The sequence below is a fragment of the Bartonella sp. AU18XJBT genome (genome assembly GCF_028618595.1).
Classification (GTDB): Bacteria; Pseudomonadota; Alphaproteobacteria; order Rhizobiales; family Rhizobiaceae; genus Bartonella.
The window spans coordinates 1-4,773 of sequence record NZ_JAQITE010000069.1 but is presented as its reverse complement, the minus strand read 5'-3'; the positions used below and the strand labels follow the sequence as shown (position 1 = coordinate 4,773).

General features: G+C 37.7%; 1 protein-coding gene. It reads right to left on the bottom strand.

All coding sequences use genetic code 11. From position 1 onward, the window contains the following. Window positions 1–3,731: DEAD/DEAH box helicase family protein (locus PVV60_RS09510; protein ID WP_273724548.1), on the bottom strand; the 3,731-nt coding region annotated here is incomplete at its 3' end. Window positions 3,732–4,773 lie beyond the last annotated feature (1,042 nt).

Genomic DNA, 4,773 nt, shown 5'->3' with positions numbered 1-4,773 from the left:
GAATAAGTTTCAAACAGTTTTTTATCATGCCCTCTTTTAACGCCTAAAGCTAAAAATGCGTTGAAACTGTCATCACGTTGATGAATCCAGTCATCATGCTTGTCTGGTGTAATGAGTTGCCAGCCTTGTTCATGGGTAATACCATCAATACTGCAAAATTCGTCAAGGATCTCAAGTTTCCTTTTAGTTGTAAGATTACTACCAATGTCGTGATAGTAAATTTTACATGATTCAGTCACATTGGGATTTTTGATAAAGAGCGTTATAGCGATACCAGTCATACTTCCATTGCCAAAAACATTTTCTCCTTCTTGAGCAGCACCATTACTTAACATATTTTTACGAATATCCCCCCGTAAATTAAGCACATAAATACTCGTAAATTCTTTGGCTAAAGATTTTCGTAAACTGTCCATTGTTGACTTTTCTATATAACCAGAACCAGAAACAAAACCAATTACCCCCGCATTATCAATACGGTCACTAGCCCAACGGATAGCACGAATATAGCTATCATAAAGTGCTCGTATATTCGTTACTTTCGATTGAGCAGCATAAGTTTTACGGATACGTTCATCTAATATGGGATAAGGGCTGTTCTTTGCATTATCATTTTCATTTTTTTGTCCGACTGAATAAGGAGGATTACCAAAAATAACTTGGATATCCAGTTTCTTTTGATGCTCTAAATATTCACTGTTTTCTTTAAACAATTCCTGTAGCAGGTTCTTCTCTTCAAGCATCCGAAACGTATCAGTCAAACCAATATGCTTGAAAGGAATATACTCACCTTTCATAAGACTATGATAAGTTGATTCAATGTTAATCGCTGCTATGTAATAGGCAAGCAAAACAATCTCATTGGCGTGGATATCATGACGGAACTTATATTCCATATCCTCTGGTTTGATGAGATTGGATTGTAACAACCGTGTGATAAAGGTACCCGTTCCAGTAAAGGGGTCAAGTATAGAAACACCCCGTGAACCAAGGCTTTTTCCAAATTCATTGCGTAAAACGTCATCAACAGAATGAATGATAAAATCAACAACCTCAACGGGCGTATAAACAATCCCAAGTCTGTCCGTAGTTTTCTTAAATGCCTTGGTAAAAAAATCTTCGTAAAGTTTGATAATAAGATTTTGTCTTGCCTGTGGTTCGGTAATGCCAGAGGCACGGAACTTTACGCTGTCATAAAACTCTTGTAATTCTTTGGATTCTTCCTCAATATTGCTTTTATCGAGTTCTGTTAAGATTTTTTCCATTGCTTGCGAAATGGCATTGTTTTGCACAAATTCATTGCCCTCAAATAAGGCTTCAAACACGGGACGCGTTACAAGATGTTGCGCTAACATCTCAATTGCTTCTTCTTGCTTTATCTCACTGTTTAAGTTGTTTTTTAATTCCTTATAAAACGTATCAAAGGCATGATAAGCTTCGCTTGTTTGATCAGAAAGCATAGTTTGAAGGCATGTGATATGGTTTTGTGCAATCTCAGCAACATTGCCAGCCCAAATGCCCCAATAATCACTCATGGTAGATTTTTTAACAATCAGTGTTTTGAGAGCATTGGGAAACTCAACAAAAAAGGGTAATCTTCCTGTTACGCTATGACTATGTTGCGGTTCATGAGCTTGTGTCCCAATACGAAGTCCGGATTTTTCCGATTTTTCGTGTAGCGTGATTTCGTCAATAACCGTGGTGACATTCTCTAATTCGGTCTTTTTAGAAACTGTAACAATGTCGATGATAGAGCTTACGTCTTGTCCTAAGACCATCTGGTTAAGGGTTTTGCTAAAATTCTCATCATGGGCAAGCAAAGCATTGAGAACTTGCCAGATAACACTGTATCTCTTATTGTTTTTTAATGCCTCTTCTGGTGAAACACCAGCAGGAACACCAACCGGCAAAATGATATAGCCCATCTTTTTGCCTTTTGCACGACGCATCACACGTCCTACCGCCTGTATCACATCCACTTGGCTTTTACGCGGGTGTAAAAACATAACCGCATCAAGGGAAGGAACATCAACACCTTCTGAAAGGCAGCGTACATTGGTTAATATACGGCAGACATTCTCACCCGCATCTTCTTTCAACCAATCAAGTTTTATCGTACGGTTTTTGGCACCAGATTTTCCATTAATATGATCTGCTTGACAGTTAAGAGGGGGGATATTTTTATGGTTTTCATGAAGATCACGTAAATCTTTCTTAACTTCTTCATCGTTGAATGTTCTACATATGCGTTCAGAAGTATCAATATCTCTACAAAAAGCCAAAGCCCGATGCATGGGTCTTGTATCATCCCCAAGATCAATTTTCAGATCCATTTTGGTAAGAGCTTGATAACAACCCATGATCTTTGTTCTATCATCAAGAATAAGTTCATAATTCTCATCTGTCATCAGATGCTGGATAGATTTACTCACTTCTCCTTCATCAACACCTAAAACGATAATTTTGTAAGGCGTTAAAAGTCCATTTTTTACAGCATGGGAGAAACTATAAGAATAAAGGATTTTGCCATAAAGCTCTTCATCGTCCATAGAAGCCAGAACAGCATCAATCTCATTAGCTTGTTTTTTGGCATTGTCACTAAAGATACGAGGTGTTGCTGTCATATACAGACGTTTTTTACCTCGAATAAGGTTACTGTCATGAACCTTGATAAACTCAGATTCACTCTTGTCTGTTCCTAATACGGCTCCAGTGGTACGGTGTGCTTCATCACAAATGATCAGGTCAAATTCGGGTAAACCGTATTTCTTTTGCGCATCCGAAATCACTTGTATCGAATGGTAGGTAGCAAAGACCACTGTCATGGCATCAGGAGAAGTCTTATTGGCTTTTTCTCCAAGCTTTTGAGAATCTGTTGTTGCTGGTAGAGCGAGATCCGAGACATCGAGTTCAGCAGCATCATCTTGGGCTTTACGACGCTTGCCAACTTGTGTATCAGAACACACCGCAAAGGAACGCAAAGGCACTTCTGTATCTGCTGTCCATTCTCTTATTGTTTGTGACATGAGAGAAAGAGAGGGGACAAGAAATAAAACACGTTTACCTTGACCAGCAAGAGCTTCTGCTATCTTCAGACTGGTAAAGGTCTTTCCCGTTCCACACGCCATAATCAGCTTGCCGCGGTCTGCTTCTTTTAACCCTTCACAAACAGCTTTAAGCGCTTCTTGTTGATGATCTAGAAGATTTTTCGGTTCTTTTTTCTTAAGAGTAGCTTCCCCTTTGCTTTCAAAGGTTGCCCAATCTATTTGACTGTTTTCCAGATCAAAAAGATTAATCCGTTGAATGCGGACTCCTTGTCCTTCACAGGTGAGATCGGCATTGTTATTCCAATTACCTTCGGTGCTATCAACCAGAATACGGCGTGTGAAGATCTTTTTTCCCGAGGCAGCAATAAAGCTATCAATATCTTCCTTCTTGATCTGATGATTTGCACTATAAAACTTACATTGAATAGCGGCGTATCCTTCTTCATCACGAATTTTAGCAACCAGATCAATGTCGATATCACGTCCATCTTCCCCATGCTCTTTTGCCCATTCACAATAGGTTTGAACCTTTTCATATTCTTGGCATTGTAGAGGGTCTTGCGTCAAATAGGCAATGACAAACTTTTCAAAAGAAGTTCCTCTATCGCGCGCACTTTCTGTATGATCACGGTAGGATTGTAACAGAGAGCGTAATGTCAGTGGTTTGTTATGAGATTGAAGCATTTATAATAAAAACCCACCGCTTTATAAGCGTTGATCTATCAGTGTCAAAAAACTTTAAATAAAATCTGCTAGATCTATTTAAAACAAATAGCAATAATAAAATAAGAAAAGGGTGCTAAAGACCCACAACCTGCTTAAAAAGAAATTTTATTAAAGGCTGTTTATCCACAGCCCATGAGAGAGATTAGATCAGCAAAATAGTGAAATTTGCTGTTTATTTGATGTGTTAATTGACCTGTTAATCAAGACAAATGCATCATGGGCTTTAAAATATCATAATGAGTATTTTGATAAGTTTTATGAACCATTTTATAGATAGGTTTTGAAGGTGTAAAAACCGTCAAAATACCTTCAAAACGTATATTATTAGTTGAATTTATAGGTTGTAATGTCGATATAGGTTGTTTTTTAAAGATCTGTAAAATCTTAATACATTGAAATATAACATTTTTATTTTTTGCTATTTTTTATATAATAGCAGCAACCGTCAAAACTCAAAACCTCTTCAAAATTCATAACCATAATGATCTTGATACTTGATGTCTCGTTTATATGCGTGTTGAGTGGCTTAGAGGATCTGGAGAGTGAATTTATCTCTAATTATTGATAAATATATTGTAGCATTAAACTGGGGATATTGATGTATTAAGCATTGACGGGCTCAACAGTTTTGTTTAAAGGTTTTTTCATATCAATGTGGGGGAGAGAGCTTCAGCAATTAAAATAAAGTGGTTTTTGTAAAATAGAGCAGTTTTGTTGCCCCTTTTCTTTGGTAACAGAGGCATGTGCTTTTGTTAAAAGCGTTATAGGGCAGTGGCTGTTTGACTGGTCTTGTTAGAGGTTCCATGAAGTTCTTTTAAAGAATGCTTCATGAAGTGTGCAAAGCGGGGGCAATCTGTATTGTTTTGTGTATTTTTACGCCAGAGTTCTCTTTTGAGAATTTTTCGTGCCATTGTTGTTTTCTTTGGCTTGTTTACAGGTGTAAGTGTTTATGCGCGCTCCTCGGCTATTTTTCATTCCCCAACCGATAATTTTTCTCGCC